Annotated in this window: 26 protein-coding genes; 14 read left to right on the plus strand and 12 right to left on the minus strand. The window is 47.9% G+C overall.

The genetic code is table 11. The annotated features are described in order from the left end of the window. The first annotated feature begins 140 nt into the window (after positions 1-140). Together K5X84_RS09970 and rdgC are read left to right on the plus strand one after the other, a co-directional pair. Positions 141-1,874 carry a sensor histidine kinase gene (locus tag K5X84_RS09970; protein WP_222235740.1) on the plus strand — a complete coding sequence of 578 codons (1,734 nt, stop codon included), beginning with the start codon at positions 141-143 and terminating at the stop codon, positions 1,872-1,874. A gap of 71 nt (positions 1,875-1,945) precedes the next feature. After that, positions 1,946-2,836 (plus strand): recombination-associated protein RdgC, encoded by an 891-nt coding sequence (gene rdgC, locus K5X84_RS09975; protein ID WP_222235741.1) that lies wholly within the window; start codon positions 1,946-1,948, stop codon positions 2,834-2,836. On the opposite strand, the gene K5X84_RS09980 is transcribed toward rdgC, so the two are convergent. Continuing rightward, positions 2,833-3,681: an HDOD domain-containing protein gene (locus tag K5X84_RS09980; RefSeq protein ID WP_222235742.1), complete on the minus strand. Its 849-nt coding sequence runs from the start codon at positions 3,679-3,681 to the stop codon at positions 2,833-2,835. The genes rdgC and K5X84_RS09980 overlap by 4 nt on opposite strands. Positions 3,682-3,778: 97 nt before the next feature. Between K5X84_RS09980 and K5X84_RS09985 the strand changes: the two genes are divergently transcribed. The 9 genes from K5X84_RS09985 (at position 3,779) to srmB (ending at position 14,667) form a co-directional block, all read left to right on the plus strand. Next, a complete protein-coding gene (locus K5X84_RS09985; protein ID WP_222235743.1) occupies positions 3,779-5,431 on the plus strand; it encodes a dipeptidyl-peptidase 3 family protein in 1,653 nt (550 codons plus the stop codon). A gap of 420 nt (positions 5,432-5,851) precedes the next feature. Next, the gene (locus K5X84_RS09990; protein WP_222235744.1) at positions 5,852-6,592 is read left to right on the plus strand and encodes a metalloregulator ArsR/SmtB family transcription factor; all 741 of its coding nucleotides are present in this window, start codon (positions 5,852-5,854) and stop codon (positions 6,590-6,592) included. Beyond that, complete coding sequence (gene arsB / locus K5X84_RS09995; RefSeq protein WP_222235745.1) at positions 6,579-7,619, plus strand: ACR3 family arsenite efflux transporter; 1,041 nt, start codon at positions 6,579-6,581, stop codon at positions 7,617-7,619. Before K5X84_RS09990 ends, arsB begins: the two co-directional genes overlap by 14 nt. 244 nt (positions 7,620-7,863) lie before the next feature. After that, complete coding sequence (locus K5X84_RS10000) at positions 7,864-8,859, plus strand: ArsJ-associated glyceraldehyde-3-phosphate dehydrogenase (RefSeq protein ID WP_222235746.1); 996 nt, start codon at positions 7,864-7,866, stop codon at positions 8,857-8,859. Beyond that, positions 8,859-10,070, plus strand: coding sequence for an organoarsenical effux MFS transporter ArsJ (gene arsJ, locus K5X84_RS10005; protein ID WP_222235747.1), 1,212 nt, complete (start codon positions 8,859-8,861; stop codon positions 10,068-10,070). The genes K5X84_RS10000 and arsJ overlap by 1 nt, the downstream gene beginning before the upstream one ends. Before the next feature lie 77 nt (positions 10,071-10,147). Continuing rightward, positions 10,148-10,825, plus strand: coding sequence for an NADPH-dependent FMN reductase (locus tag K5X84_RS10010; RefSeq protein ID WP_222235748.1), 678 nt, complete (start codon positions 10,148-10,150; stop codon positions 10,823-10,825). A 209-nt stretch (positions 10,826-11,034) separates the two neighbouring features. Further along, positions 11,035-12,525 carry a SulP family inorganic anion transporter gene (locus tag K5X84_RS10015; RefSeq protein ID WP_054489417.1) on the plus strand — a complete coding sequence of 497 codons (1,491 nt, stop codon included), beginning with the start codon at positions 11,035-11,037 and terminating at the stop codon, positions 12,523-12,525. 17 nt (positions 12,526-12,542) lie between these two features. Continuing rightward, positions 12,543-13,391, plus strand: a complete 849-nt coding sequence (locus K5X84_RS10020; protein WP_222235749.1) for a universal stress protein — start codon at positions 12,543-12,545, stop codon at positions 13,389-13,391. Positions 13,392-13,422: 31 nt separating this feature from the next. Next, a complete protein-coding gene (gene srmB / locus K5X84_RS10025) occupies positions 13,423-14,667 on the plus strand; it encodes an ATP-dependent RNA helicase SrmB (RefSeq protein ID WP_222235750.1) in 1,245 nt (414 codons plus the stop codon). On the opposite strand, the gene K5X84_RS10030 is transcribed toward srmB, so the two are convergent. From K5X84_RS10030 to pomA, 4 genes are all read right to left on the minus strand, one after another. Next, positions 14,664-15,008: a VanZ family protein gene (locus K5X84_RS10030; RefSeq protein ID WP_054489423.1), complete on the minus strand. Its 345-nt coding sequence runs from the start codon at positions 15,006-15,008 to the stop codon at positions 14,664-14,666. The genes srmB and K5X84_RS10030 overlap by 4 nt on opposite strands. Before the next feature lie 19 nt (positions 15,009-15,027). Continuing rightward, complete coding sequence (gene thiI / locus K5X84_RS10035; protein ID WP_222235751.1) at positions 15,028-16,479, minus strand: tRNA uracil 4-sulfurtransferase ThiI; 1,452 nt, start codon at positions 16,477-16,479, stop codon at positions 15,028-15,030. A 66-nt stretch (positions 16,480-16,545) separates the two neighbouring features. After that, on the minus strand, positions 16,546-17,484 hold the full coding sequence (locus tag K5X84_RS10040) for a flagellar motor protein MotB (RefSeq protein ID WP_222235752.1): 939 nt from the start codon (positions 17,482-17,484) through the stop codon (positions 16,546-16,548). A gap of 2 nt (positions 17,485-17,486) precedes the next feature. Beyond that, positions 17,487-18,254, minus strand: a complete 768-nt coding sequence (gene pomA / locus K5X84_RS10045) for a flagellar motor protein PomA (RefSeq protein WP_222235753.1) — start codon at positions 18,252-18,254, stop codon at positions 17,487-17,489. A 202-nt stretch (positions 18,255-18,456) separates the two neighbouring features. Between pomA and K5X84_RS10050 the strand changes: the two genes are divergently transcribed. From K5X84_RS10050 to dxs, 3 genes are read left to right on the plus strand one after another with little or no spacing between them, the layout of a single operon-like run. Then, positions 18,457-18,696, plus strand: coding sequence for an exodeoxyribonuclease VII small subunit (locus K5X84_RS10050; RefSeq protein WP_054489432.1), 240 nt, complete (start codon positions 18,457-18,459; stop codon positions 18,694-18,696). Beyond that, positions 18,693-19,580, plus strand: coding sequence for a polyprenyl synthetase family protein (locus tag K5X84_RS10055; RefSeq protein WP_222235754.1), 888 nt, complete (start codon positions 18,693-18,695; stop codon positions 19,578-19,580). Before K5X84_RS10050 ends, K5X84_RS10055 begins: the two co-directional genes overlap by 4 nt. A gap of 4 nt (positions 19,581-19,584) precedes the next feature. Beyond that, positions 19,585-21,441, plus strand: coding sequence for a 1-deoxy-D-xylulose-5-phosphate synthase (dxs, locus tag K5X84_RS10060; RefSeq protein ID WP_222235755.1), 1,857 nt, complete (start codon positions 19,585-19,587; stop codon positions 21,439-21,441). Between the two features lie 27 nt (positions 21,442-21,468). Here dxs and K5X84_RS10065 read toward each other — a convergent pair whose 3' ends face one another. From K5X84_RS10065 to K5X84_RS10095, 7 genes are read right to left on the minus strand one after another with little or no spacing between them, the layout of a single operon-like run. Then, positions 21,469-21,951 (minus strand): phosphatidylglycerophosphatase A family protein, encoded by a 483-nt coding sequence (locus K5X84_RS10065; protein WP_222235756.1) that lies wholly within the window; start codon positions 21,949-21,951, stop codon positions 21,469-21,471. A 14-nt stretch (positions 21,952-21,965) separates the two neighbouring features. Next, positions 21,966-22,970, minus strand: a complete 1,005-nt coding sequence (thiL, locus tag K5X84_RS10070; RefSeq protein ID WP_222235757.1) for a thiamine-phosphate kinase — start codon at positions 22,968-22,970, stop codon at positions 21,966-21,968. 3 nt (positions 22,971-22,973) lie between these two features. Continuing rightward, positions 22,974-23,393: a transcription antitermination factor NusB gene (gene nusB / locus K5X84_RS10075; protein ID WP_222235758.1), complete on the minus strand. Its 420-nt coding sequence runs from the start codon at positions 23,391-23,393 to the stop codon at positions 22,974-22,976. A 10-nt stretch (positions 23,394-23,403) separates the two neighbouring features. Next, positions 23,404-23,868 (minus strand): 6,7-dimethyl-8-ribityllumazine synthase, encoded by a 465-nt coding sequence (gene ribH / locus K5X84_RS10080; RefSeq protein ID WP_054489444.1) that lies wholly within the window; start codon positions 23,866-23,868, stop codon positions 23,404-23,406. A 55-nt stretch (positions 23,869-23,923) separates the two neighbouring features. Next, entirely contained in the window at positions 23,924-24,574 is a 651-nt protein-coding gene (locus K5X84_RS10085) for a GNAT family N-acetyltransferase (protein ID WP_224798084.1), read from the minus strand. Beyond that, a complete protein-coding gene (locus K5X84_RS10090) occupies positions 24,568-25,170 on the minus strand; it encodes a lysophospholipid acyltransferase family protein (RefSeq protein WP_199494353.1) in 603 nt (200 codons plus the stop codon). Before K5X84_RS10090 ends, K5X84_RS10085 begins: the two co-directional genes overlap by 7 nt. A 4-nt stretch (positions 25,171-25,174) precedes the next feature. Next, positions 25,175-26,053: a DUF3014 domain-containing protein gene (locus tag K5X84_RS10095; RefSeq protein ID WP_222235759.1), complete on the minus strand. Its 879-nt coding sequence runs from the start codon at positions 26,051-26,053 to the stop codon at positions 25,175-25,177. Between the last annotated feature and the right edge of the window lie 7 nt (positions 26,054-26,060).

The following is a 26,060-nucleotide window of genomic DNA, read 5'->3' on the forward strand; positions in this document are numbered from 1 at the left end:
ACTTTTCGTGACAGCTTAATGACCGAAAAATGTCATTTTTATGTCAGTGGCTTTATTTAGGATGAGCGGATTGCTTTATTGCGTTATTCTGGCCAATGAATTAGTTTATCCCTATCTGTTCAATTCGTTGACATCTGTCTATGGCAATCAAAAGCATTTCTTCCTCGCTGCTTACCCGGGTATTATCCGTTTACTTCGTGCTGACACTGATAGTAACTGCGGTGCAGATAGGGGCGGAGTACTTCGATACCAAGCGTGTATTGATTGCTGAACTTCAGAACCAACAAAGTACCTTCAATGGCTCACTTACGCGCTCGTTGTGGGAGTTCAATAGCAACCAAATTGATACCATCGCCGACGGACTTATCAGCATTCCCGCCATAGCCGGGGTACTTATCCGCGACGACGCCGGAAATATCCTGGTACAGCTGGGTGAAACCACAGAAATGAGTGATTTACCGGACGATAATAGCGAAGGTATGTTACTTCCGGAACGCGAAGGCATTTTCGGTTACTACGATTCATTAATCTTCGAGTTTTCCGGTCACTCCACCAAAGTCGGCGACGTCAGTCTGTTCTCGACGCGCGATATTGCGATTGACCGCATAAAAGTCAGTCTTGGCTTTATTATCGGTAATGCCATTATTAAAAGTACCTTCCTTATTGTGCTTTTTACCATTGCCTTTAACCGTATGTTGAGCCGCCCATTAAGTGATTTAACTCAGCAAATTAAAGGGTTCCGGCTGGATAATCTGGAGCGTTCAAGAATTCGTCTGAACGACCAGCACAACAACGAGTTGGTGTTAGTTGAGCAGGCCTACAACCAGTTACTCGACAATATCGAGGAATACCAGGCAGACCTGGACCGGACCCAAAAGAAGCTCAAAGCAGCTAACCGCCAGCTGGATGAACAAAATGCCATACTCGAACAAGAAGTGGCACGCAAAACGTCGCGTTTAAGTCAGGTTATGCTGGACCTGGAGCAACGGAAAAACGAACTGGAAATGCGCCAGGACAAACTGGAGCGCGAAGTGGGTCAGCGCCGTGCCATTGAAAATACCTTACGTCAGTCGAACCAACGCTTAGAGTCTTCACTGAACCATTTACGGGAAACACAGCAGCAATTAATTGAATCAGAAAAAATGGCTTCATTGGGCGGTCTGGTGGCCGGTATTACTCACGACGTAAACACGCCCATTGGCATTAGTGTCACGGCCTCATCTTACTTACGGGAAAAGCTCGACACACTGGATCAGTCACTGCTTAATAAAGAGCTGACTCAGGCACAATTGAAGAAGTTTATTGAAGAAGGCCGTGAAAGTCTTAACTTACTGGACAATAACCTGCACCGCGCGTCTGATCTTATCAGCAGCTTTAAGCAGGTGGCCGTCGATCAGGCATCTGACGCCATCCGCGATATTAATCTAAAAAGTTATATCGAAGATCTGGTCCAGTCATTACAGCCTCATTTGAAGAAAACCAACCATCAGGTGCAACTTGAATGCGCCGATGACATTTTTATACGTTGCCCTGCAGGGGCTTTATCACAGATATTTACCAACTTGATTCTTAACTCATTACGCCATGCTTTCGACGGCATCAATAACGGCGTTATGACCATTTCGATTAAGCTCGATGGTGAAACACTTCAGGTGCGCTACTCAGATACCGGCAACGGTTTATCTCAGGACCAGCTCAGCCGTCTGTTTGACCCCTTCTTTACCACCAAACGGGACCAGGGTGGCAGCGGACTGGGGACGCATATTGTCAGAAACCTGGTAACCCAGACTCTGTCCGGCGAAATTAGAGCCGAGAGCGAACCCGGTGACGGTTTAAGCTATTTCTTTTCGTTTCCTGTACAGGTTTTAAACTGACAGACCTCCCTTAACGGGATACAATCCGCTGTTATCTTTCTTTACTATGTTGCGACAGGAACAGCTTATCTATGTGGTTTAAAAATCTTCGGTTTTACCAATTCAGCGAAACCTTTTCATTACCCGATGACTTCTCTGAACAGCTAGCGGAACACAGCTTTCACCCCTGTTCGCGCTCCGATCAGAGCTCATTCGGCTGGACTTCCCCTTTTGGTGCGGACAACGAAGTACTGACCCACAGCCTGGGTAACTGCTGGCTGCTTTGTGCAAAACGTGAAGAAAAAGTGCTGCCAAGCACAGTGGTCAACGCACAGCTGGATGAAAAAGTTCGCCAGATTAGTGAAGTTGAAGGCCGTTCGGTACCACGTAAAGAAAAACAGAATTTAAAAGAAGATTTAATTCACCAGCTTTTACCACAGGCGTTTAGTCGTTTTCGTCAAAGTTGGGGTTATATTGACCTCGACCGTCAAATTATTGCGATTGATGAATCTGCAGCCAACAAAGCCGAAGACTTTTTAGGGTTACTGCGCTCTTCTGTAGGCTCTTTACCTGTGCGTCCGGTAAGCCCCGGCGATGCCGTTGAAACTTACCTGACTCACTGGCTGCAAAGCACAGACTTACCAAACCCTTTTGAGTTTGGTGACGAGGCCGAGCTACGTTCCCCGCAGGCCGATGGCGGCATCATTCGTTGTAAACAGGAAGACTTAACCCGCGAAGACATTCAGGCGCACTTAGCCGGCGGCAAACAGGTGACTCGCTTAGGTTTGGTTTGGCAGGAAAACTTAGAGTTTATTATCGAGTCTGACATGGCCCTTAAACGAGTTAAGCCCACTGACCGTCTGCTTGACGCCAAAGATGATTTAGTGGATCCAAGCCCGGAAGAGAAAATTGATGCCGACTTCGCCTTAGTGAGTGCAGAAGCCGGACTTCTATTTGATGATTTAAAACGAGCCTTTGGTTAAGACAGTAACTCCAGCATTTGGCGGTAGGAATCCTGAACCGATTCCTGCTGCCAAAAATCATCCGTTTTAATAACTCCTCGCATTTGATACTCAACAACAGTCACACTGTTTTTATTGGGTTTGGCATTACCGGTCAATAAGCTCGCTAAATGGACAATATCGCAGTAGTTCACCGTTATCGCATCGTCTAATTCCATCCGGCCTTTGTAAAAATGCAACGGCACCTGCACCAAGTTGGGTGTGAACTGCCAATAACGCAGAATATTACTGCCTAATGCAGAACTGAATTGAGTAATACATTCGTTAATAAACGACGGATTCGCGAAACTGTCTTCAAACTCGTTCGCCATACGCAAAATTGGGGCAACACCAATGCGTGAAATCATGCCGGCTAACAAAGACACATCCTGATGTAACCGATGACCGATTCCCCGCCGCTGAAGATCCTGAGTGATAACGACCGAGGCTGCGGCTATTTCACGGCTTTCGTTAATAAACTGCTCAGAAAACATTTTTACGATGTCATTATCGGGTTTGAATACCTGTTCCATCGCCATTGCCAGTGCCAGAGTACGAATACGCCGCATGCCGATACGGGTCAACGCCTGCATCAAACTCTCAGCCTTATTTCTTCCGCCCAGATAAGCACTGTTTGCCAGACGAATCAGGCGGGCACTCAATACGGTATCTTGCTGGATAATGTGACTAAGATCGTGCAGGTTACAATCTGGGTCCATGGTTGCGTTACGCACTTGCTCTGCTGTTTCAGGTAAGCCCGGAAGCTTGAGCTCATCGCGCTTAAGTCGCTCGTCAATTAGCAGATATAACGCATTTTGCGATGACATTTTAAGTCCTTATTATTATGGTTTTCTTGCTTCTCAAAAAGCTTGGAAGTAGATTAACAGAACTTGCCAACAACACAATTTATACAAAAGTCATATTATGAAAAAAACACTGTTTAGTTTAGCCCCACTGGCGCTGATTTTAATGGGCTGCAGCGAGCCTGAGCCAGCCGATAAAAAATCAATTGAGAATTACGAATTAGTTGCTGAAGCTGAACAACGGCTTGATATTTATACACCTTATCAGCTCAAGACCGACTTATCGCACTTGTCAGACGACCAGAAAAAGATGGTCAGTTTACTCATAGATGCGTCGGAAATTATGGACAACCTGTTCTGGCGACAAGCTTTTCCCGGAAATAAAGAAAGCCTTTTAAGCAGTGTTGAAGGTGACGTACGAGATTTTACCGCCATTAACTACGGCCCCTGGGATCGCCTCAATAACAACAAACCTTTCTTGACCGGTTTTGAGGAAAAACCTGAAGGAGCGAATTTTTACCCGGCTGATATGAGCAAAACTGAATTTGAAAATGCAGACCTTGCTGACAAAGACAGTCTATACACGTTGTTGCGCCGTGATGAGCAAGGTGAATTGATTACCGTACCCTATTCAGAAGCTTTTAAAGATTCATTAACCAGAGCCTCAGACATACTCCTTGAAGCCGCAGATTTGGCAGAGAGTCAGGCGTTCGCTAAATATTTGCGTCTGCGCGCCGAGGCTTTTTTAAGTAATGAATACCAGCCGTCAGATATGGCCTGGATGGAAATGACCGATAACGATGTTGATGTGGTTATTGGCCCTATCGAAAACTACGAAGACCATCTGTACGGTTACAAAACCGCGTTTGAGTCTTATGTTTTGATAAAAGATAAAGCATGGAGCGAGCGCTTAGCGAAATACGCTGAGTATTTACCGCAATTACAGGAAGGCTTGCCCGTTGAGCCGGCTTATAAAGCAGAAATGCCGGGCGCCAATGCTCAGCTAAATGCCTACGACGCGGTTTACTATGCCGGTCACTCCAATGCAGGCAGTAAGACCATTGCCATAAACCTGCCTAACGACGAAGAAGTTCAACTGGAAAAAGGCACTCGCCGCTTACAGCTGAAAAACGCCATGCAGGCTAAGTTCGATAAAATTCTGGTGCCTATTGCTGAGCAGTTAATTGTACCGGAGCAGCGTGAGAACATTACGTTTAATGCCTTTTTCGCGAACACCATGTTCCACGAAGTAGCACACGGCCTGGGTATTAAAAACACACTGAATGACAAAGGCACCGTGCGTTCGGCGCTGAAAGAGCACGCTTCTGCGCTGGAAGAAGGTAAAGCTGATATTCTGGGGCTTTACATGGTAACGCAGTTGTTTGAACAAGGCGTTCTAGCCGAAGGTGAGCTGGAAGACTATTACACCACCTTTATGGCCAGCATTTTCCGCTCGGTGCGTTTTGGTGCATCCAGTGCCCACGGCAAAGCCAACATGATTCGTTTCAACTACTTTGCCGATGAAGGCGCCTTCAAGCGCAATGAAAAAGGCCAATACGCCATTGATATGGACAAAATGCGTGCCGCTATGAACAGCCTTTCAGAAAAAATTCTGACCCTGCAAGGCGACGGTGACTACAACGGTGTGGCTGAACTGGTTGCAACCTTAGGCGTTGTCAGCCCACAGCTAAAAGCCGACCTCGATAAACTCGCCGACGCCGGCATCCCCGTTGACGTCACTTTCAAACAAGGCAAAGACGTGCTAGGGCTATAGGGCAGGTTGTCACTTGCTTCGCTTGAACATTGAGCCCCCTGTGACGGAGACGCTACAAGTTCATCCATGAACGCTTGACGAAGGCCATCCTTGGCCTTCGACACTCCGCCACAGGGGGCTCAACATTCATAACGCTTACAAGTGAGCAACCTACCCTATCTACACCTACCTGCCATTGATATCAGGTGAGGGCTGAAACAGGAGCGCGCCCGACGGTTACAGCGGGCCATTGTGGAGGTGTGCAGCGCCATGGATGGCGCTGCCCAAGCCCTACAGGGATGTATTCACGGGCGTCCTCCACAATGGTTCCTGTAGCCTCAGCGCTCTTGGTTCAGTCCCCAGCCTCCCAGCTTGGCTATTGCGCGGCCAATATATTCGGTATAGCATATATATGGATTATCGAATGTATGGTGTTACCTGATGACGAAGGTTTTGTTTCTGTGTACGGCGAATTCTGCGCGGTCTTTGATGGCGGAGGCTATTTTTCGGCAGTTTGCTGGTGATGACTTTGAGGTTGCCAGCGCGGGTACTGAGCCGACACAACCTGAACCAGGAGCTTTAGCGGCATTAGAGCACTTGGGTGTTGAAACGGATGGGCTGCACTCAAAAGCGCTTGATGAAATTAATCTCAATAGCTTTGATTACGTGATAAGCCTGTGTGATCGAGCTCGTACTGAGTGCCAAGCTTTATGCGGCGAGCAGCATTTCATTGCCTGGGACTTCCCCGACCCGGTGGCCAGTAAAAAAGCGGATGCTTTTAAGAAAACGGCGCATGAATTAAGCGAGCGTATAAAGATGCTGTTGCTTATTTTACGCAAGAAAAGTGACCGTCCGCAGCTGTTTGATGCACCTCATGAGTTCTTCAAAATTATGGCTGACCCCCTGCGCCTGAAAATGATTTTAATGCTGCAACACCATGGTGAGTTATGTGTTTGCCAATTCGTGGACGCGACTGGTATGTCACAGCCAAAAGTGTCGCGGCATTTGGCGCAACTGCGCGAATACGGCTTGTTGGCCGACCGTAAAGATCAGCGCTGGGTGTACTATCGAATTAATCCCGCCCTACAGGACTGGATGGCGACTATGATTAAAACCACGGCGGCTTATCACGCGTCGTTAATTCCTCAACAGGTCAAGGATGTCGATAATGGGTGTGTTTGAGCGTTTTTTATCGGTTTGGGTCGCTCTGGCGATTATTGCAGGAACCTTACTGGGCAATGTATTCCCGGCAATTTTTGAAGTCTTGTCAGGTATTGAATTTGCCCAGGTTAACCTGATTATCGCCGTACTGATATGGCTGATGATTTATCCGGTCATGGTGCAGGTAAACTTCGAGTCTATTACACAAATTGCTAAAGAGCCGAAGGGGCTTATTCTAACCATCGTTATTAACTGGCTGGTAAAACCCTTCACCATGGCGCTGGTTGGCTGGCTGTTTTTCAAAGGTGTATTTGCTGACTTTATTCAGCCCGAGACCGCTAACGAATACCTGGCCGGGGTCATTCTACTTGGTGTTGCGCCGTGTACGGCTATGGTGTTTATCTGGAGTCAGCTGACCAAAGGCGATGCCAGCTATACTCTGGTACAGGTGTCGGTCAACGACGTCATTATGATTTTTGCCTTTGCCCCCATTGCCGCTCTGCTGCTGGGTATTACCGATATTATTGTGCCCTGGCAAACCTTGCTGTTAAGTGTTGGCTTATACGTCGTGGCACCCCTTATTGCCGGGCTATTAACGCGCCAGCGGCTAAAGAGCAAAGCAACATCGCAGCAGCATAATGTCGACTCTGCACTGCAGGCCTTTGATGCACGCATGAAGCCCTGGTCCATTGTCGGCTTACTGCTAACCGTGGTGCTGCTGTTTGGCTTTCAGGCAGAGGTGTTACTCACACGTCCACTGGACATTGCCATGATAGCAACCCCGTTGCTGATTCAAACCTACGGCATTTTTGCTATCACTTTTATTATTGCGTTGCTGATTAAGTTGCCTTATAGAATTGCGGCTCCGGCCTGCTTAATTGGCACATCCAACTTTTTTGAGTTAGCAGTAGCTGTGGCTATTTCATTATTTGGTTTGCAGTCCGGCGCCGCATTGGCCACTGTTGTTGGTGTACTGGTTGAAGTACCGGTGATGCTCTCTTTAGTCTGGTTCGCGAATAAGACGAAACACTGGTTTACACCAAGTTAAAGGGGAATGATGAGCGCAAAAACCCTTTAGATACTGGAGGGGGAGTTTGTTGTCTTGTAAGCGTTATGAGTGTTGCGCCCCCTATGGTGGAGTGTCGAAGGCCAAGGATGGCCTTCGTCAAGCCCTCATGGATGAGCTTGTCGCGTCTCCGCCATAGGGGGCGCAATGCTCAAGCGAAACAAGACAGCAAACTCCCCCCGAGCCCAAAAGCAGGCAGGTAAGAGATACACAAAAGGAGTCTTTTATGACGATTAAAGTTGGAATTAACGGTTTGGGTCGTATTGGCCGTTTAGCGCTACGCGCGGCGTGGGAAAACACTGAGCTGGAGATTGTTCAGGTGAATGACCCGGGTGCCGATGCAGCTACTTTTGCGCACTTACTCAATTTTGACTCGGTGCATGGTCGCTGGGGTTATGAAGCCGAAGGCGCGGACAATGCTATTCAAATTGGTGATGAACGCATTGCTTTCACTCAACACAAAACCATTGCTGACAACGACTGGAGTGGTTGTGATGTGGTTTTAGAAGCCTCCGGTAAGATGAAAACCGTGAAGGTGCTCAACGATTACCTGTCACAGGGCGTTAAACGCGTGGTGGTATCAGCTCCAGTCAAAGAGCCCGGCGCTTTGAACATTGTTATGGGCGTTAATGACCACCTCTATGACCCTGACAAGCATCAGATAATCACTGCCGCGTCCTGCACCACTAACTGTCTGGCGCCGGTAGTCAAAGTGCTGCAGGACAAAATTGGTATTAAGCACGCGTCCATTACCACTATTCACGATTTAACCAACACGCAGACCATTCTGGACGCGCCGCACAAAGACTTACGCCGAGCCCGTGCCTGCGGCATGAGCTTAATTCCTACATCCACCGGTTCAGCAACGGCCATTGTGGAGATTTTCCCGGAACTGAAAGACAAAATTGACGGCCACGCTGTACGAGTCCCCCTTGCCAATGCGTCCCTAACCGACTGTGTGTTTGAAGTTGAAAAATCCACTTCCGTGGAAGAAATTAATGACTGGATGAAAGAAGCCGCAGAAGGTGAGCTTAAAGGCATTCTGGGTTACGAAGAACGCCCGTTAGTGTCAATAGATTACAAAACCGACCCTCGCTCAAGCATTGTGGATGCGCTATCCACTAAAGTCATTAACGGCACTCACGTAAAAATTTATGCCTGGTATGACAACGAGTGGGGTTATGCCAACCGCGCGGTTGAGCTGGTCGAAAAGGTCGGATAATGCTAAGTAAGCTGTCGCCGGCAATACGCCAATATTTAATTGTTACCGGCAACTACTGGGCCTTTACCCTGACTGACGGCGCGCTGCGCATGCTGGTGGTGCTGCATTTCCACCAGTTGGGTTACAGTGCGCTGGAAGTGGCCATGTTGTTCCTGTTCTACGAGTTTTTCGGCATAGTCACTAACCTGTTTGGTGGCTGGCTGGGGGCCCGTTGGGGGCTCAATCGCACCATGAACATTGGGCTCGGCATACAGATTGTGGCACTTGCCATGCTGTTGGTGCCCAGTTCGATGCTCACTGTTATTTGGGTGATGGCCGCTCAGGCGCTGTCCGGTATTGCCAAAGATCTCAATAAAATGAGCGCCAAAAGCACCATTAAGCTACTGGTGCCGGACGACAAACAAGGCCAGCTGTATAAGTGGGTCGCCATACTCACTGGCTCAAAAAACACATTAAAAGGCGTTGGCTTTTTCCTGGGTGGCTTGTTGCTTACATTAATTGGCTTTCAGGGCGCAGTGCTTGCCATGGCAGTTATGCTCAGCCTGGTTTGGGTAGGCAGTTTGATCTTCCTGAAAAAAGAGTCTGGCAAAGCCAAGTTCAAACCTAAATTTAAAGACATTTTATCCAAAAGCCGGCCTATCAATATTCTATCGTGCGCGCGTTTTTTACTTTTTGGCGCGCGTGATGTTTGGTTCGTCGTCGCTTTACCGGTGTTCTTAGCCAGCCAGCTGGACTGGAGCCACTGGCAAGTGGGCAGCTTTTTGGCCTTGTGGGTTATTGGCTACGGTTTTGTGCAAAGCATTGCGCCTAAATTCACAAAAAGTAGCAAGGACGTGCCCAAAACTCAGGCGGTGGTATGGAATGCACTACTGACGCTGAGTCCGCTTGCGTTAACCCTGGCGCTTTGGCAACACTTGCCGGTTACCCAAAGCATTATTATTGGCTTAGGGTTGTTCGGTATTCTGTTTGCTATTAATTCGTCGCTACACAGTTACCTTATTGTCTCTTACTCACGCGCCGACGGTGTATCTTTGGACGTTGGTTTTTACTATATGGCCAATGCCGCAGGGCGTCTATTAGGCACCATTTTGTCGGGCTGGGTATATCAACAGTGGGGGCTCATTGCTTGTTTAATGATATCAACGCTGTTATTGCTATTATCCACGGCTGCAATTAGCTTTTTGCCCGAGCGGGAGCAGCAGCGCGTCTGATATGTCGTAGCCTGACATTTATGTCAGGTGCGATATCTGACCTGACGTAAACGTCAGGCTACTATTAAGGAACCACAATGAAATATTTAGTGTTTTTAGGTACGGTACGCGATAGCACACCGCCCAAGCCGGCCAGGTTGGGCGAACGTGTAGCTAAGGCCTGCGTTAATTATCTGGAACAAAGCTTCGATAACGCAGAAGTCGAACTTATCGACCCTTTAGACTACTCATTTGATGATGTTTTTAAGCCACATTTTTCATACCATGAAAAAGACGTTCCCGAACAGTTGGACGCTCTGGCTAAAAAGATTGAAGCTGCCGATGCTTACGTTATGGTCAGTCCTGAGTACAACCACTCCATGAGTCCAGCTCTGGCAAACTTGCTGAATCATTTTGGTGCGTCTTTGTACTCCTATAAACCCAGTGCCATTGTGACTTACTCGGCCGGTCAGTGGGGTGGTGTTCGCGCTGCGGTTAACATGCGCACTTTCCTGTCAGAGTTAGGCTGCTTGCCAGTATCGGCTATGATCCACGTGCCTAAAGCACAAACCGTGTTTGAGGAAAATGGCAAGTTCAATCAGGAAGTTAAAGACACTGAACGCTGGATCCAATATTTTGGCCGAACTCTGAATCAGTTATTCTGGTGGGCCGAAGCCACACAAAAACAACGCGAAGCACTAAACCCGCGTGAACTGGTCAACGACTTTAAGACTGATCCGTCACAACGCAATGCCCCAGACAGCGACCGAAAATAATTTTTCGGTTGTAGTTGGCACATTTTATGCTAAAATTCGCGCTCTTTTTTTGACCAGCCTCAAACCAGAAGGAGCCACCTACGTGCTGACGCGTATTACGCCACCCTAGCCGTCACTTCCCTGTCACAGGTGCGCAGTAGGCTGTTCACTGCTTTTCTGGCCATTCCGGCCGCTTTATGTTTGCTACTAAAATTTGGTGTCATTTAACTATGTTGAAGTCTATCCAGCAGAACTGGTTTTCTAATATACGTGGTGATTTGCTCTCAGGTATTGTCGTTGCTCTAGCGCTAATTCCTGAAGCTATCGCATTCTCTATTATCGCCGGTGTTGATCCGAAAATAGGCTTGTACGCTTCTTTCTGTATTGCCGTTGTTATCGCTTTTACGGGTGGCCGCCCGGGTATGATATCTGCCGCAACCGGCGCTATGGCCCTGCTAATGGTCACTCTGGTCAAAGATCACGGACTTCAGTACCTGCTAGCCGCCACTCTATTGACCGGCGTACTGCAAATCATTGCCGGCTACCTCAAACTTGGGGAGCTGATGCGCTTTGTTTCGCGGTCAGTGGTGACCGGCTTCGTGAATGCTCTGGCTATTCTGATTTTTATGGCTCAGCTACCAGAACTGACAAACGTCACCTGGCATGTGTACGCCATGACCGCAGCAGGCCTCGCCATTATTTACGGTTTCCCCTACGTTCCGGTTATCGGTAAAATACTGCCCTCTCCGCTGGTTTGTATCGTGTCCTTAACCATAGTTGCCGTATTCTTAGGTCTGGATATTCGTACCGTGGGTGATATGGGCGAACTCCCGGACACTCTGCCGATATTCCTGTGGCCTGATGTTCCGTTAAACTTTGAAACCTTAGCGATAATTTTCCCTTACTCTGCGGCACTTGCGGTTGTTGGTATTCTTGAGTCACTAATGACAGCAACCATTGTTGACGACTTAACCGATACTTCCAGCGACAAAAACCGCGAATGTAAAGGTCAGGGTATTGCGAACATTGGCTCTGGTTTACTCGGCGGTATGGCGGGTTGTGCCATGATTGGTCAGTCGATTATTAATGTAAAGTCTGGCGGTCGTACTCGACTCTCCACACTTGTCGCCGGTATATTCTTATTGGTCATGGTTTTAGTTCTGGATAAATTACTGGTGCAAATTCCAATGGCCGCATTAGTTGCCGTAATGATAATGGTCTCTATTGGTACCTTTAGCTGGAGCTCCATTAAGAACTTGAAGAAGCATCCACTGTCCACCAATATTGTCATGGTAACCACGGTTGCTGTCGTTGTCGCAACACATAACCTGGCTTATGGCGTTCTGGTTGGCGTGCTTCTGGCTGCTATGTTCTTTGCGAACAAAATTGGTCATTATCTTTACGTTAAATCAGACATCGATGCGGACGGCAATAAGCGTACCTACCGTGTCATTGGACAGGTATTTTTCAGTTCATCTGAAAAGTTTCTTGCGGCATTTGATTTTAAGGAAGGGGTTGAGCAGATTGTCATTGACCTGAGTCATGCTCACTTCTGGGATATTACCGCCGTTGATGCGCTTGATCGGGCTGTGGTCAAATTTCGCCGTGAAGGTGCCGAAGTTGAAGTCATTGGGCTGAACGAAGCCAGTGCAACTATCGTTGACCGTTTTGGCGTACACGACAAGCCTGATGCCGTTGACAAGCTGATGGGCGGTCACTAATGGAAAAGGATTCAATAATGAAACATGTTGTTGCTTGTATTGATGGTTCCGCGTCAACGCAGTCGGTCTGTGATTACGCCAGTTGGGCGGCGTTACGTTTAAGTACGCCTCTGACACTCTTTCATGTTCTGGACCAAGCCCGCTACCCTACCGAACCGGATATGACCGGCAACATAGGTTTAGGCAGCAGAGAAGCCTTGCTTGAGCAATTAGCAGAACTGGACCAGCAACGCAGCAAGCTTGCTTTAGAGCAAGGTCACCACATGCTTGAAAGCGCAAAGGAAAGAGCGCTTCATGACGGTGTCGAACAGGTCAATCTGCGACAACGTCATGGTGATTTAGCCGAGTCTCTTTTAGAAATTGAAGACTCTATGCGGCTACTGGTTATGGGTCTTCATGGCGAAGACACTTCTCGCACCAACCGCGTGGGTAGTCAGCTTGAAACTGTTGTACGAACCATGCACCGACCAATACTGGTTGCGCCTGAAGAGTTCACTGAACCGAAAAGTGTCATGCTGGCATTTGATGGCAGCGACTCTTCTCGAAAAGGCATTCGTCTTTTGGCTGAAAGCCCAATATTTCGTGGACTGCCACTGCATTTGGTGATGGTGGGTGCTGACACGAATGACAGCTACGCCTCTATTGAAGCGGCAGCAAACCATCTGCGTGAGCTGGGTCATAACGTGCATTTTGAAATACGCTCCGGGGAAGTTGAACCGACTCTGCACGCCTATCAAAAAGAGCATAATATTGATCTAATGGTAATGGGTGCCTATGGTCATTCGCGTATTCGTCAGTTTTTAGTTGGCAGTACCACAACCAGTTTGTTACAAACGACCAACTCTGCTTTATTGCTGCTGCGTTAATCGCAGACAAAATGATCTCAAGGAAAATAATATGACCCCAGACTGGGAAGAGTTTGATCTTGATGACCGCTTAATTGCGGTCCTTCGGGACGCACAACTGAACAAACCGGCAAAAGTACAGCAACAGAGCATTCCTGCAGCCCTCGATGGCAGAGACTTGCTTGTTAGTGCCCCGACAGGAACCGGCAAAACCTTAGCCTTCCTGTTACCGGCTCTGCAACATTTGCTGGACTTCCCACGTCAACAGCCAGGTCCTGCCCGCATTCTGGTTCTTGCTCCAACTCGCGAACTGGCTGAGCAGATTCATCAGCAGGCCCAGCAGTTTGAAAGCAAGACGGGGCTGTCGTCCGTTGTGGTAACCGGCGGTATTAATTACGGCTCGCAACTGTCTCTGCTGGAAAAAACGCACGATATTCTGGTCGCCACACCCGGTCGTTTAATGGATTTGCTCGAAGCCGAGCAGTACAACCTGGAAGGCATAGAGTGGCTGATTATTGATGAAGCCGACCGCATGTTGGACATGGGCTTTGCAGCAACAGTTAAAGAAATGGCACTGCAGGCACGCCACCGCCAACAGTCATTGCTGCTGTCTGCAACATTGAATAGCTCTGGTGTTATTAAGTTTTCGCGCGAGCTGCTGACGGAACCTGAATACATTGACGTTCAGCCACCAAAGCGTGAACGCGGTAAAATTGTTCAGTGGGTACACTTAGCGGATACCGATGAGCATAAACGCCAGCTTTTAATGAGCACACTGAAAGAACACCAGGGGCGGCAGTTTGTTTTCGTCAGAACACGTGAGCGAGTAGAGCTCATCGCCAACTTTTTACGCAGTCAGTTTGGTACCGGGCGCAAAATTGTCACCTTGCGGGGTGACATGCCGCAAAGTGATCGCCAGCGCATCATGAACGAGTTAAAACAGACCACAGATATCACGCTAGTAGCTACCGATATAGCCGCAAGGGGCCTGGACGTTGATGATATTACCGTGGTTGTTAACTACGACTTACCAAAGCAAGCGGACGTTTATCTGCACAGAATTGGCCGCACCGCTCGCGGTGGGCAAAAAGGCATAGCCATTTCATTAGTGGAAGCGCACGATGCTTTATTACTGGGGCGTATTGAACGTTACTTAGACGCTAAGCTCGACAGAAGAACCATTCAGGGCTTGAAGCCTCAGTATAAGTTCCCGTCGACAGAAAAGGCTCGTTCTAAGAAGAAAGATAAAAAGAAAAAGGATGCAAAGAAAAAAGATACAAAGAAAAAGTCGCGTTAACGCGACTTTTTTCTTAGGTATTTTTCTCTCAAGTGATGCCAGGCAAAGTAAGCGATAACACCGCTGGCATCCGCTAACCAGTCATAAACATCTGCGCCACGCCCCGGCGCATAAGCCTGAGCCAATTCAATCATTAAACCGTAGCAGGCTAAAAACAAAAGCGATAACCTGGCAGACAACGCAAAGGCCCGGTGGAACGTCAAAGCCAGAACGAAGAAGATCACAAAATGAACCAGCTTATCCATATAAGGGATACTCTGAGCTCCGGTACTGGGGAACTGCCACAGAAATAAAAAGGTGGTTATCGACAGCAGAACAAAAAACAGAACTCTTGCCAGCATAATTTACTTCTCTATTAAATTAAGGCTTATAAACCGATACGTTGCTATAGCCATTTTCGTGCAATAACAAAGCCTGCATCCGGCTCATAATGCCCTGATCACAATACAACAGGTATTCACGACTTTGATCCAATTCAGCAAATTGAGTGGCTAATTTAAAAAATGGTATCTCAATAACCTCTACATCTACCGACAAAGGCGCAGCTTCAATTTCTTCATCATTTCGAATATCTATGATGGTGGTATGACTTTTGAGTTCCGTGGTTGTATCCGGCAGCTCCAGTTCTTTATCAGTTTGAGTTGCTATATCCTGCATGCTGAGTACGTTTGACGCCTGCACCACTTGATCGAGTAAATCTTTATTAAGCTTTGCTTCTTCGGCTTCGATAACCGCAGGAATAGCTTTAACCGTTGGCTTATTTGAAATAACCCCACAGTATTCGGGAATCGATTTTGCCAAAGGCTCGGTGCCAATACGCTTGGCTTCATCAACAATTTCTTGTTTGTCCTTGGTAATAAGAGGCCGTAAAACTAACGCATCCGTTGCCTGGTCAATAACCCGCAAATTAGCCAGAGTTTGACTGGAAACTTGCCCCATCGCCTCGCCGGTGACCAAAGCCTGAGCTTTGACATAGCGCGCAACTTTATCGGCAGCACGTAGCATTTGACGCTTCAATACCACGCCCATTTGCCCGTTTTCCACATTGGTAAGAATGTCATCAACAATGGGCGCAAAATCAACGCTGATGAACTTAATGGGATGCGAAGCGCTGTAACGCTTCCAGAGGTAATAGGCTATTTGACGCACAGCCACTTCATGAGCATCGCCGCCTAAATTAAAGAAGCAGAAGTGCGTTCGCGCACCGCGCCGGATAAACTCATAGGTTGCAACGCCTGAATCAAAACCGCCGCTAAGCAAGGACAATACAGTTTCCTGAGTAGGAATTGGAAAGCCACCTAAACCGTTAATACGTTCTCCAACCAGGTGCACGACCTTATTCGTAATTTGCAGTGCAATTTCAAGGTCGGGTTTAGAAAGGTTAACGGATGCATCGGGAACGCGTTGCAGCAAATAGCCACCAATGTAACGCTCCAGCTGCTGCGAGTTAAACTCGTGATGCCCCTTGCGCTTAACACGCATAGCAAAGGTTTTACCCGGCAGGCGCCGTAGCCAGTGTTCGCCCACTAATTCCGCAATGGCATCAAAGTCGGTTAATGGCTGCTCGATAACCTCTGCAAACCAGGAAATGCCCGGCGTATTCTGTAAGACTTCTTTGATTTGATTACGTACTTCAGAATCATCGCCATCGGCTGAAACCTCAATTCGGTCCCACAGCCACTTTGCGTAAACCGAGTCATCGATTGGCGCCAGAATTTTACGCAGGTTATTGGTAAGTACTTTACCGTAACGCTTGCGTACAGAGCGGCTTTTAATGGTAATTTCGGCGTGCAGGCGAACAACAAACTTCATAGCAAAATCGTCAAGTCTTTAGGAAAGTGGGCAATTATACGTGTCCTGCCCGACAGAAACCAGCACTCAGTCAATAACATCAACCGGGTCAGATTCTGCCGCCTTACCCTGCATAACCGAAATTTCAACCCGGCGATTGCGCTTACGATTTTCTTCAGAATTGTTTGGTACTAATGGTTTAGTGTCGGAGAAGCCCATGACAACCAAGCGGTCCTCACTAAAGTCTTCAACTTTCAGCATTTCTTCAGCAACGGCCACCGCGCGTTTGCTGGAGAGATCCCAACGCGACGAGTAGATTTCTGAAACCAGACGTTCATTATCACTGTGCCCGGAAATGGTAATTTCGCCGGGAATATCTTTTAATGCCTCGGCAACCTGCTGAATGATAGGCCGGAACTGCGGCTGCAAGAACGCAGAACCTTCAGGGAATGAGCCCTGCTCGCGAATACGAATAATGATTTGCTGACCATGCTGTTCCAGCTCTATGGTTCCGGCTTTAATTTCATTCTCTAGCTGTTGTTCAATGCGGCGCATAAGCTCTTTAGACACCTGAGTCATGGCTTCGGTGTTTTCAGATTCAGCTTCTTTTTGATCTTCTGCGCTGTCAGCTTCCTGACCACCACGTTCGGTTTGTTGCCCCCCGGCAAAGTCAGACTCGCCTTCCTGAAATTCCAGCATTTGCTGGGTCATTTCAACGGTTTGCTGCTGAATGGTTTCAATGGGGGTCGGCTCTGGACGGCCGGGCCGGAATTCCTGTGCAATGACACTGGTACCTTTAGGAATGTCTTTAACTTCAATTTTATTCTGTACACCTAAGGCGTACTTCATAGAGCCGGCAATTTGCTTAAACTTTAATACATCCATCTCGGAGAAAGCCAGCAAGAGCACGAAGAAGCACATGAGCAAAGTCATGAGATCGGCAAAGGTTGCCATCCACATAGGTAAGCCCGCTGGCGGGCAGTTGCAGTCTTCTTCTTCTTCGTCTCTGACTTTCTCTGAGGCCATGACTACTCGTCCTCATCCTCATTACCAATACGCTTAGATTCAGCCAGGTAATTACGCAAAATACCTTCAATGACACGAGGGTTTTGACCGTCCTGAATACCTAAAATGGCATCCAGTATCAATTGTTGATTCAATTTTTCCTGTTCTGCGCGCAGCAACAGTTTATTGGCAATAGGAATAGCAATAACGTTCGCCAGAAACGCACCATAAAGCGTGGTTAACAAGGCAACGGCCATAGCCGGACCTATGGCTTTAGGGTCGTCCATATTGGAAAGCATAGCGACCAAACCAATCAAGGTACCTATCATACCCATTGCCGGGGCGACATCACTGAGTATTTTAAATACGCGAGCACCTTCCTCGTGACGAGAAAAACTCATTTTTATGTCTTTTGACAAGGTTTGGCGAACCACTTCGGCGTCATGACCATCAACCAGCATGTCGACGCCTTTACGAAAGAACTTATTCGGAATTTCCGCCTCTTCCAATGCCAGGAAACCGCCTTTTCGCGCAGAGTCAGCCATTTCAACGGCAGTGTCGATAAGCTCTTGTGGGTGTTCAATTTTAAAGAAAAAGGCCTTAACGACGACTTTTCCCGTCCCTAAAAACTGGCTTAACGAGAAATTAGCTAAGGTTATAAATAATGAGCCACCGAATACGATAAAAAACGAACGCGCATCGATAAAAAGACTTATATCCCCACCCAGAATCATGGCGACCACAACAAAGCCGATGGCGCCGATAATTCCTATGAGCGTTGCTATATCCACTCAGCTTTCCTCCCCGATTTGCGTTTTCGCTTATGCTGCTGTGCTCATTCTTAAACAATAGCGCCGCTCTGACAAGCGACATCTGATCATCTTACACAGGAATAATGAGATCATCGGCTGACATTCGGGATTCTTTATCGGATAATTAACTTTCATTCTTGTAGCAATGCGGCTCAAAACAGATTTTAAGGCAGACTTAGCTATGGCAGAAGAACAGAAGCAGCAATCCTTTGAACAGGCTCTTGAACAGTTAGAGCAACTGGTTAATGAACTGGAGCAAGGCGATTTACCCTTAGAGCAGTCGCTGAAAAAGTTTGAGCAGGCCATTGCGCTGTCACGCTCCAGCCAGCAACAATTGCAGCAGGCTGAACAAAAAGTCACAACCCTGTTAGCCGAGCAACAACAATCAGGCAATGATGAAAGTGATGGAGAACTGATGTGACGATTAATTCGTTAACAGCAGATACAAGAAAGCAAGTCGACACATTTTTACAGCAGAAGCTCGAGCCCCTGACGTTAAATAAGCGTTTGAGTCAGGCAATGCAGCATGGTGTTTTACTGGGTGGAAAGCGTATTCGCCCCTATCTGGTAATGACTGTTGCCGATATCTGCGGCGCTAACCAGGACGATGCCTTGCGTGCAGCAGCTGCTATTGAATTAATTCACGCTTATTCATTAATTCATGACGACTTACCGGCCATGGACGATGACGATTTACGTCGCGGACAACCGACTTGCCATATTGCGTACGATGAAGCTACGGCTATTCTCGCAGGTGACGCACTGCAAACTCTGGCCTTTGAAATACTGACCGAAAGCAACATGCAGGACATACCGGCAGAGCGCCAACTGCAACTCGTTCATGTATTGGCGAAAGCCAGCGGTGCCCGGGGCATGTGTGCCGGTCAGGCAATTGATTTACAGGCAACGGCAAAGAACCTTACCGAAAGTGCACTGGAGCAAATGCATTTAAGTAAAACCGGCGCATTAATAACAGCAGCAGCCAGCATGGGCGTTTTATGTGGTAGCAGCGACGCCCAAAAGTGGCAAGAAAAATTCGAACAATTTGCGCGTTATTTGGGGCTGGCATTTCAAGTACAGGATGATATTCTCGATGTTGTAGGTAACACTGAAGCACTGGGTAAACCTCAGGGTTCAGATGCCGCGTCTGAAAAATCCACATACGTGCGTTTGTTAGGTATTGAAGGCGCTCAACGACGCTTACAAAACTTACATAACAAAGCGCTACAGTCATTAAGCGATATCCCTTACAATACCGACAAACTCGAACAATTTTCCGACTTGCTGTTAAAGCGGGACCACTAACTGAATGACTCAACAATATCCGTTACTCGATAAAATTAATTTACCCGCCGACTTGCGTCGCCTGTCACGCTCGCAATTACCTGACTTGTGCGCTGAAATTCGTCAGTTTTTGCTGACATCGGTCAGTCAGAGCAGTGGCCACCTTGCCTCCGGTTTAGGTACGGTTGAGTTAACAGTCGCCCTGCACTACATCTACCACACTCCTGAAGACAAGCTGGTGTGGGATGTTGGCCATCAGGCTTATCCGCATAAAATACTGACCGGGCGTAAACAGCAGTTGCACAGCATTCGCCAGAAAGACGGGTTACACCCTTTTCCGTGGCGGGAAGAAAGCGAATACGATGTCTTATCGGTGGGGCACTCAAGCACGTCGATATCTGCTGCTTTAGGCCTGGCCGTGGCAGCGCAACGCCAAAGTTTACGCCAGAAAGTGGTGTCTATTATTGGTGACGGAGCCATGACCGCAGGCATGGCGTTCGAGGCAATGAACCATGCTGGTGACATAAAACCCGACATGCTGGTGGTGTTAAACGACAACGATATGTCCATTTCTGAAAACGTCGGTGCTTTGAACCATCACTTCGCCCGTCTGTTATCCGGTCGTTTTTATACTTCATTACGCGAAGGCAGTAAAAAGTTACTCAGTCCTCTGCCGCATATTCGTCATTTTGCCAGCCGCGCTGAAGAGCACATGAAAGGCATGATGGCACCGGGTACTATTTTTGAAGAGCTGGGCTTCAACTACATAGGTCCTATCGACGGCCATGATGTCGACACCCTGGTGGAAACCTTGTCCAACATGCGCGATTTAAAAGGTCCGCAATTACTGCACATAGTGACGCAAAAAGGAAAAGGTTATAAACCGGCCGAGAAAGACCCCATTGGTTATCACGGCGTTCCTAAGTTTGACCCCGCGGAATCCAGCTTGCCGAAAAAAGCGGCAGGCGTTCCCAGCTACTCTGAAATTTTTGGACAATGGCTGTGTGATACCGCAAGTGGCGACCCGTCGCTAATGGCAGTAACTCCGGCAATGCGTGAAGGCTCAGGTATGGTTGAGTTTTCGCAGCGCTTCCCAAAACAGTATTTTGACGTGGCTATTGCTGAGCAACACAGCGTGACCTACGCCGCAGGTTTAGCCATTGCCGGAATGAAGCCTGTTGTTGCCATTTACTCTACCTTTTTGCAACGCGGTTACGACCAATTAATTCATGACGTGGCTTTGCAGAACTTAGACGTGTTGTTCGCCATAGATCGTGCCGGCATTGTCGGTGCCGACGGACCGACCCACCAGGGCGCTTTCGATTTAAGCTACCTGCGCTGTATTCCAAACATGTTGGTTATGGCGCCCAGTAATGAACAAGAATGTCTGGATATGCTAACCACAGGCTACCAGCATAAAGGTCCAGCTGCCGTACGATACCCTCGTGGTGCAGGCGTTGGTCTGGAGTTACGTCAGGGTAAGGCTATAGAAATTGGTAAAGCGGTAACCGTTAAAAAAGGACAGGACGTCGCATTCTTAAGCTTTGGCACCCTGTTGCCCGAAGTAGAAGAAGCCGCTTCAGCATTTAATGCTACCGTCATTGACATGCGTTTCGTAAAACCGCTGGACACCAACTGTGTGGACGAATTAATGAAAGACCACTCAGTACTGGTTACGGTGGAAGAAAACGTTGTAGCGGGCGGTGCAGGCAGCGCAGTCAGTGAATACGTGGCTAAGCACAAAGCCCGTCCTCAGGTTCTCAATATTGGTTTGCCCGATGAGTTCATTAAACATGGCTCTCAAAGCGAGGTTCGTGAGGAAATTGGACTTGACGCGAAAGGCATCCAAAGCCAGGTGAGTAACTTCCTGAAAAAAGGTTAGAACAGACGGTTAGAGTGTCGGGTTTATTTAGCTGAGTAAACCCGATACCCACCATCCAAGGTGCAGTAACGCAGCAGAGAAAATACCGGCGAGGACATCATCCATCATGATGCCGTTACCACCGTGCAGCTTTCTGTCAGCCCAGCCTATTGGACCGGGTTTCCAGATATCAAAAATACGAAATAGGACAAAAGCAGCAATCAGCCAGAAAGGTTCCACCGGCAGCGCGAACATGGCTATGGCGTAGCCAACTATTTCATCCCAGACAATAGCAGGGTGATCGTGCTCTCCCATAGCCTTAGCCGTATACTGGCAGATCCAGATACCCGCAAGCGTCATAATCACTAGCACGAGCAGATACTCCCACCAGTTAAGCTGAGCCATTAAGAAAACAACAGGGATACCAACAAGAGTACCAAAAGTACCGGGAGCTTTGGGCGCCAGACCCGAACCAAACCCCAGAGCCAGCCAATGTATTGGGTTAAACCATGAAAGCGATGTCTTTGACATTAGTACATAACCCTCTAGCCCTTTTCCCCGGAAAGATCATTTTCCGCAAAATGATTAAAACTGTGGTAACCATCGGCCAGAGACCATTCTTCGCCCTGATAACGCAATTGAATGCCCCCTTGTCCGCCATTAGCGACCCTGCCAATACAAACTGGCCGTGTTTTAAGGTGGGCTGTCAGGGTTTCCATACGTCCGCGATGCTCTTCTGGCAAGGTAAAGCAAAGCTCGTAATCGTCGCCTGCTGTTAGTGCCAAAGCTAATGCTTCATCCACTTTTAATGTTTCGGTTAGGGCTAAAGACAAGGGCAGTTTATCTAATTCGAGTTGACCGACAGTTCCGGCTTCAGTCATTAGATGACCCAAATCTGCAAGTAAGCCGTCGGAAACATCAATACAGGAGCTGGCTATGCCACGTAACGTTTGCCCCAAAGCCACTCTGGGCGTAGGAAAATGCAATCGCTCAATCACTTGCTGTAAGTGCCGTCCTGTCGTGCTGACTTTGTCCTGAGTTACCTTAAGGCCTAAGCCTGCATCGCCCAGAGAACCGCTAACGTAAATCCAGTCTCCTGCTTTAGCTCCGGAGCGCGGTATTGCGCTTCCTGAAGGCAGCTGACCATGCGCGGTTACGGTAATAGTGAGTGGCCCTTTGGTTGTATCGCCACCAATCAACTGACAGTCGTAGTAACTGCAAATTTCATCCAACCCGCCACTAAACTCCTGCAGCCAGTCTTCATCAACGTTTGGCAGGGTTAAAGCCAGGCTCACCCAACAAGGTTGGGCACCCATTGCCGCTAAGTCACTTAGGTTAACAGCCACACTTTTATGACCAATTGCTCTTGGCGGCGTGGTTTTATCAAAATGCACGCCTTCTACCAGAGTGTCAGTAACAATGACCAGGTCATGCTCGGGCAGTGGACGGACAACAGCGCCGTCATCTCCAATCCCCATAGCAACATCGCCCCGTTTTGCGGAGCGATGAGTAAAGTATTCATTGATTAGCGAAAATTCATCGCGGGGCATAAGTTACTGCCTGGTTGGGCGGAAAGTATCTACTGCTTTATCGAGAACGCCGTTTACAAAACGATGGCTTTCGTCGGCACCGAAAGATTTAGCCAACTCTATCGCTTCATTAATCGCGACTTTATAAGGTACATCCACTCGCTCGCGCAACTCGTAGGCAGCCAGTCTCAGAACGGCCATTTCAATTGGGTCGAGTTCTTTAATGGGTCTGTCTAAAAACGGTTCCAGCGCATCGTCCAGTGTCCGGTAATGCCCGCCAACACCACGAACCAACTCTAAAAAGTAGTCGACATCAACTTTGCTGGTATCGTTTTCTGTTAAAAATTGAGCCTCAATATCGCTAAAGCTATTTTGCGATAACTGCCATGAGTAAATTGCTTGCACGGCCAGCTTACGGGCCTTTCTTCTTGCTGCGGGTTTCATCTAATGTGTCTCAGAGTTGTTTCAGTACATTAACCATTTCAAGCGCGCTTAGTGCGGCTTCCGAGCCTTTATTGCCGGCTTTAGAACCACTGCGTTCAATGGCTTGTTCCAGCGTATCGGTGGTGATAACACCAAACGCCACTGGCAAATCAAATTCCGTTGCAACCCGGCCTAACCCGCTATTACATTCACCTGCAACAAACTCAAAATGAGGTGTTCCGCCACGAATAACAGCACCAACGGCAATAATCGCATCGTATTTACCTGAGCTGGCCAGGCGCTTAGCCGTTACCGGCATTTCATAAGCACCGGGAACACGCACAACCGTGATGTCTTCATCGGCTACTTCACCGTAGTGTTTCAGCGTCTGCACAGCACCGTCTAACAGGCTTTCCACCATAAAATGGTTAAACCGGGAGACAATAATGGCAAACTTTTTACCAGCTGCGTTAATTCCGCCTTCAATTACCTGCATGAGTTTTCCTTATTAACCGTTCGTTAATTGCGCGCGATGATAGCACAATGCGGGATTATTTGCGTGATATTGCGTAGGAGAAATACTTTTCTTCTGCATCTAAGTCACGCCCGAGCGAACGCGCGTTACTACTTTCTAATAGCTGTAAGGCTGTATCGTTGCTTTGCGATACCGGGAACAACACTTGCCGCCAGGGCCAGCTTGCCTCCAGCCAATTTGTTAACAAAACAAAAAAGTCATTGTGCAAATTGTCATTCACCGCTGACTCTAATAACCACCAGCTAATTTCAGCGTTATAAGCATTGCGGGGAATACCGCTTTTCTCTTCTCTGCTGGCGGCAACGGGTACCATGTAAACGGCGCCAATTATGGACTTGTCTTCTTTATCAAGTACTAAGTAGGTAAAGCTTGTTCTTTCTTTGGCTTGCTCCAGGTGGTAGCTCACCATAGTTTCATTTTGTTCCAAACTGCTTTTTTCCGAAGGCCAGGCCCACCCAAGACGGTTATACAGCCACTTTTGCGATGTCATGTAACTGTGGAAGAAGCGATCAGCATCCGATGCTTCTATTGGGCGAATTATTAGTTTTTTGCCTTCAGCAGACTCAGGTACCATCCATTCACTGCGCCAGAAGTCTGCCGCTACCGCCGAATGAAAAACCGGCAGTATTAACAGCAGTAGACAAAGCCGCAAAGGAAGCTTCAACACGCCTCTCCCCGCTTACCTTGAGCATGTTCGAAATAGGACTTCACTCGCTCCAGTTCTTTCTCAATTTCGTCACCAATCATTAGTGCCGGGCCAATATCAATCGCTTTACGTGCATAGTCAAACGCTATGGGGACAACAGGCACTTTTGCTTGCTGTGCCATGTGTAAAAACCCTTTTTTCCATTCATGCACGCGTTTCCGGGTGCCTTCCGGCGTTATGACCAGAATCAGTTCATCTTTTTCTCTGAACTGCTTTACCATATTGCCGACCACGCCGTTGGCGCTACTTCTGTCTATAGGAATGCCACCCAGTTTTGTCAGCAGTCCTTTGAGCGGAAAACGGAACAAGCTATGCTTGGCAAGGTAATTCAGTTTCAAACCCATAGCTAACATAACGCATGCACCGACTGGAAAATCCCAGTTTGAGGTATGTGGTGCCACAGGAAGAATAGCTTTTTTCACACTCGGCATTTCACCATTAATTTTCCAGCCACCAAGAACCCTCATGCCGAGTCGGCCAACCCAGCGCAGAAATCGATTATGGGTAACAGGGAACTCGCCTTTAACGAATTCCGGAATGGTATTTTTATCAGTCATAAATTTACTGCAACGCTCTTCTTATTTCGCGTAATTTATCTTTTACACGCTGAATGTTATCTGGCCCCATACGTAATAACTGCTTTTGCGCCGCAGGTAATGACTCATAGCTATCGTCCGCAAAGGTATACATTACGCTATCGTCTTTTACTTGAACCAGTCCATCCGGCACCGGTGTATCAAGAGCAACTTCGATAGCTTCCAGTAAAGTACTGTCAAAGTCAGATTCCGGATACCCTATTTCTGCGTAAGCTTCCTGCACTAAGGGTTTAAATAGCTCGTAGTTTTCAACTAAGACATCCGCTTCCAGGCTAACAAACCAGTCAACTAAGGCATCGTAGCGGTGATAACTGCTTTCATCGATATAAAGCTCGCCATCAACTTCCAATACCTTAAAGCGCCCATCTGGGCGTTGTACAATAGTACGCTCGCGAACAATACTGCCGTTACTGATGTTATCCATTAGCACAACAGCATCGCGAATAAGCTGCGAGCTTTTTAATGGACGAATATTGATTTCCGCTGAATCAAGGTTTTGCAACACAGTTGGTGTGCTTTCATCAAGTTCAGGCAAAGCTATGGGTTCAGGCTCCGGTTCCTGAGGTTCAGGAGCCGCTTCCGGCTCAGCTGGAATTGGCTCTAACTCCAGCTCTGGTTCCGGCTCTGCAGTTTCTTCGTCATAGCTTTCAACTTCGACTTCACTAGACTGCTGCTGATCCACCTCGACCGTCTCAGTTTGTGGTTTTTTGTCCTCAGAAGCGGGTAACCACCACCATACAATAGCGGCGATAACTGCCAACACAATTAAGCTAACGACAACCCAAGTCGTTTTACGACTGGCTTCTTCAGTTGCCGGTGATGTTTCAACCTGATCGTCACTCATTGTGCGC

The sequence above is a fragment of the Idiomarina abyssalis genome (assembly GCF_019797805.1).
Lineage (GTDB): Bacteria > Pseudomonadota > Gammaproteobacteria > Enterobacterales > Alteromonadaceae > Idiomarina > Idiomarina abyssalis.